Annotated in this window: 4 protein-coding genes; 3 read left to right on the top strand and 1 reads right to left on the bottom strand. The window is 67.3% G+C overall.

The window, feature by feature from the left end; all coding sequences use genetic code 11:
- A partial coding sequence (locus Q0A15_RS06165; RefSeq protein ID WP_291278649.1) for a type II toxin-antitoxin system PemK/MazF family toxin occupies positions 1-249 on the bottom strand: 249 nt, incomplete at its 3' end.
- Between the two features lie 501 nt (positions 250-750).
- On the opposite strand from Q0A15_RS06165, the gene gatC reads away from it, so the two are divergent.
- From gatC to gatB, 3 genes are read left to right on the top strand one after another with little or no spacing between them, the layout of a single operon-like run.
- Positions 751-1,047, top strand: a complete 297-nt coding sequence (gene gatC, locus Q0A15_RS06170; protein WP_291278650.1) for an Asp-tRNA(Asn)/Glu-tRNA(Gln) amidotransferase subunit GatC — start codon at positions 751-753, stop codon at positions 1,045-1,047.
- A gap of 13 nt (positions 1,048-1,060) precedes the next feature.
- On the top strand, positions 1,061-2,635 hold the full coding sequence (gatA, locus tag Q0A15_RS06175; protein WP_291278651.1) for an Asp-tRNA(Asn)/Glu-tRNA(Gln) amidotransferase subunit GatA: 1,575 nt from the start codon (positions 1,061-1,063) through the stop codon (positions 2,633-2,635).
- Positions 2,635-4,134: an Asp-tRNA(Asn)/Glu-tRNA(Gln) amidotransferase subunit GatB gene (gene gatB / locus Q0A15_RS06180; protein ID WP_291278652.1), complete on the top strand. Its 1,500-nt coding sequence runs from the start codon at positions 2,635-2,637 to the stop codon at positions 4,132-4,134. Before gatA ends, gatB begins: the two co-directional genes overlap by 1 nt.
- Positions 4,135-4,318: the final 184 nt, after the last annotated feature.

Genomic DNA, 4,318 nt, shown 5'->3' on the forward strand with positions numbered 1-4,318 from the left:
ACGAGACCGAGGGATCGTCTTGACTTGCTCGGTCATGGCCCAACTGGGCCGTTGGAGCGCAGTGTCAAGCCGAATGTGATTGGGCCATCCGCGGTCGGTGGTCGTCACCGGCACAACGAGCGCCGAGGTGGTCACCGTGGAGAGGTATTCCTCGCCCGCCACGATGACCACCGGGCGACGCCCTGACTGTTCTCGGCCGATGGCGGGGTCTGGCTTGGCCCACCAGACCTCACCCGCGTTCAGTTCCATGCGTCCGACTGCCACTCATGTGCTTCGCGGAGGTATTCCTCGTCCGGCGGCGTGGCCGTCATTGCGGCTCTCAAACGTTGGAAACGGACTCTCTTATCCTCCGCTGCTGCGAGGTGTTCCAGATGTTCGGCCAACGTCCGGTGTTCCTGTGCAGCCTGCCGCTTGAGGACGTCGCGGATCTCGGAAGGAACCTTGATCGTTGTGACTGTCATACCAAGAGTATGACGTTGGTGCTGTGAGGCATCAAGGGTTTCGGGTGGCCCTGTGCTTGGGGCCGGGCTTTCATGGGAAGGATCCCGAATCGGAGCAGGTCTCACGAAAGCCTGGTCCGGGTGGGGTAGTGCTGGTGCAAGGGAGAAGCGGGGAAGATCTGAGGAGGTGCCGAGTGCGGCAGGCGCCGGAGGCGGCGAACGTGACCAATCAGGCCACACGTCGTCGGGCACAAGGTGGCACGCGCACTAGACTGGGGGTAACCGCACAATTCCTGTCCATGGGAGTGATATGTCTGCCATCAGTCGTGACGACGTGGCGCACCTGGCCGAGCTGGCCCACATCGCGATGAGCGATGAGGAGCTTCAGCGTATGGCCGGGGAGCTCGATTCCATCGTCGCCGCCATTGCATCCGTCTCCGAGGTCGCGGGGGAGGACGTGCCCGCCACGTCCCACCCGATCCCGCTGACCAACGTGTTCCGCGAAGACGTGGTCGGGGAGACCCTGACCCAGGAGGAAGCCCTCCTGAACGCACCGGACCAGGAGGATGGCCGCTTCAAGGTGCCCGCCATCCTGGACGCGGAATAAGGGAGAGCAACACATGAACCAGATCATCACCCTGTCCGCTGACGCGCTCGCCGAGAAGCTGCGCGCCGGAGAGATCACGTCCGTCGAGGCCGTGCAGGCCCACCTGGACCGCATCGCCGAGGTCGATGACGCCGAGAACGGTGTCCATGCCTTCCTTCACGTCAACACGGAGGAGGCGCTCGCCGTCGCCGCCGAGGTGGACGCCATCCGCGCCGCCGGAGGCGCAGAGGCCGAGGCCCTGCACCCGCTGGCCGGCGTCCCCATCGCCATCAAGGACCTGATCGTCACCAAGGGTCAGCCCACCACGGCCGGCTCCGCGATGCTCGAGGGCTGGATGAGCCCCTACGACGCCACCGTGATCGAGAAGATCCGTGCCGCCAAGCTGCCCATCCTCGGCAAGACGAACCTGGACGAGTTCGCTCAGGGCTCCTCCACCGAGCATTCCGCCTACGGTGACACCCGTAACCCCTGGGACCTGACCAAGATCCCCGGTGGCTCCGGCGGCGGTTCGGCCGCAGCGCTGGCCGCATACGAGGCACCCCTGGCCCTGGGCACCGACACCGGTGGCTCCATCCGCCAGCCGGGCTCGGTCACCGGCACCGTGGGCGTGAAGCCCACCTACGGCGGCGTGTCCCGTTACGGCGCCATCGCCATGGCGTCCTCGCTCGACCAGATCGGCCCCGTGACCCGCACCGTGCTGGACTCCGCGCTGTTGCACGAGCTCATCGGCGGTCACGACCCCAAGGACTCCACCTCCCTGAACGAGCCGGTGCCCGCGCTCGTGGACGCCGCTCGTCAGGGCGCCGAAGGCGATCTCTCCGGCGTGCGCATCGGCGTCATCGACGAACTCGAGGGCGAGGGTTACCAGGGCGGCGTGCTGAGCCGCTTCCATGAGGCCATCCAGGCACTGGAGGAGCGCGGCGCCACGATCGTGTCCGTCTCCTGCCCGCACTTCAAGTACGCGCTCGGCGCCTACTACCTGATCATGCCGAGTGAGGTCTCCTCCAACCTGGCCAAGTTCGACGGCGTTCGCTACGGCAGGCGCGTCCTCCCCGAGGACGGCCACGTGACCATCGAACGCGTCATGGGTTCCACCCGCGCTGCCGGTTTCGGTGACGAGGTCAAGCGCCGCATCATCCTGGGTACCTACGCCCTGTCCGCCGGCTACTACGACGCCTACTACGGCTCGGCCCAGAAGGTCCGCACGCTGATCCAGCAGGACTTCGCCGCGGCCTTCGAGCAGGCAGACGTGCTGATGTCTCCCACCTCTCCCGTGGTGGCCTTCGACCTCGGCGCCAAGCTGGACGATCCGCTGGCCATGTACCTGAACGACATCGCCACCATCCCCGCGAACCTGGCCGGCGTCCCCGGCATCACGGTCCCGGGCGGCCTGTCGGAGGACCTGCCGGTGGGTATCCAGTTCCTGGCCCCCGCCCACGAGGACGCGCGCCTGTACCGCGCCGCGGCCGCACTGGAGAACCAACTCGAGAAGACCTGGGGAGGGCCCCTGCTGAACCAGGCGCCGGACCTGGGTGAGGCCGTCGCCGCCCGCACCAACGCCGCAGCGGCACAGGAAGGACAGCACTGATGACCGACGCAATCGTCGACTTCGATGACGCGCTGACTCGTTACGAGCCCGCGCTCGGTTTCGAGGTGCACGTGGAGCTGAACACCAAGACCAAGATGTTCTCCGATGCTCCCAACGCCTTCGGTGACACCCCCAACACCAACGTCACCCCCGTGGACCTGGGCCTGCCCGGCGTCCTCCCGGTGGTCAACGGCAAGGCGATCGAGTCCTCCATCCGGCTGGGCCTGGCGCTGAACTGCTCCATCGCCGAGTCCTGCCGCTTTGCCCGGAAGAACTACTTCTACCCGGACAACCCGAAGAACTTCCAGACCTCCCAGTACGACGAGCCCATCGCGTTCGACGGCTGGGTGGATATCGAGTTGGACTCCGGGAAGGTCTTCCGCGTGGAGATCGAGCGTGCACACATGGAGGAGGACGCAGGCAAGCTGACCCACCTCGGTGGCGCAACCGGCCGCATCCAGGGTGCCTCCGCTTCCCTCGTGGACTACAACCGCGCCGGTGTGCCGCTGGTGGAGATCGTCACCAAGCCCATCCTGGGTGCAGGTGCCGACGCCCCCGAGCTGGGTCGCAAGTACGTTGGCGCCATCCGCGACATCGTGCGTGCGCTGAACGTCTCCGATGCCCGCATGGAACGCGGCAACGTCCGCTGCGACGCCAACGTGTCCATGATGCCCATCGGCTCCACGACGCTCGGCACGCGTTCTGAGACCAAGAACGTGAACTCCATGCGTTCCGTTGAGCGCGCCGTCCGCTTCGAGATGCAGCGTCACGCCGCCGTCCTGGACGCCGGGGAGAAGGTGGTCCAGGAGACTCGCCACTGGCACGAGGACACGCGGTCCACGTCCTCCGGCCGCCCCAAGTCGGATGCCGATGACTACCGCTACTTCCCGGAGCCCGACCTGGTTCCCGTGGTGACCTCGCGCGAGCGCGTCGAGGAACTGCGTGCCACACTTCCGGAGCTGCCGGTGGCCCGCCGCGCCCGCCTGAAGGCGGAGTGGGGCTTCTCCGACGAGGAATTCCGCGACGTCGTCAACGCCGGCCTGGACGAGGCCATCGAGCAGACCATCGCCGCAGGCACCTCCGCGGCCGTGGCCCGCAAGTGGTGGATGGGCGAGATCTCCCGCCTGGCCAAGGACTCCGGCGCGGAGCCCTACGATCTCGGCATCACCCCGGCCGACGTCGTGGAGGTCAACGCCCTGATCTCCGCCAAGAAGATCAACGACAAGATCGGCAAGCAGGTGCTCTCCTTCGTCGCCGCAGGCGAGGGCCGCCCCAGCGAGATCGTCGAGGCCAAGGGCCTGGCCGTCGTGTCCGACGACGGCCCGCTGCTGGCAGCCATCGAGGAGGCCATGGCCGGTGCACCGGACGTGGTCGAGAAGATCAAGGGCGGCAAGGTTGCCGCCATCGGCGCCCTCATCGGCCCCGTCATGAAGGCCACCCGCGGCCAGGCCGACGCCGGCCGCGTGCGCGAGCTGGTCATGGAGAAGCTGGGTCTCTGACCTTGATTTGAGCGGCCTTCGGGGGCCGCGTTCAATGCCCGACGGCGTGTGGTCCGGTTGCGGACGCAACCGGGCCCCACGCCGGCGGGCATTGAACGCGGCCCCCGAAAGCCGCACAAAACAAGGTCAGAGACCCAGCGTATCCAAGACCCGCTCGCGCACGCGGCCGGCGTCGGCCAGGCCG

This window comes from Galactobacter sp. (genome assembly GCF_022712295.1).
Lineage (GTDB): Bacteria > Actinomycetota > Actinomycetes > Actinomycetales > Micrococcaceae > Galactobacter.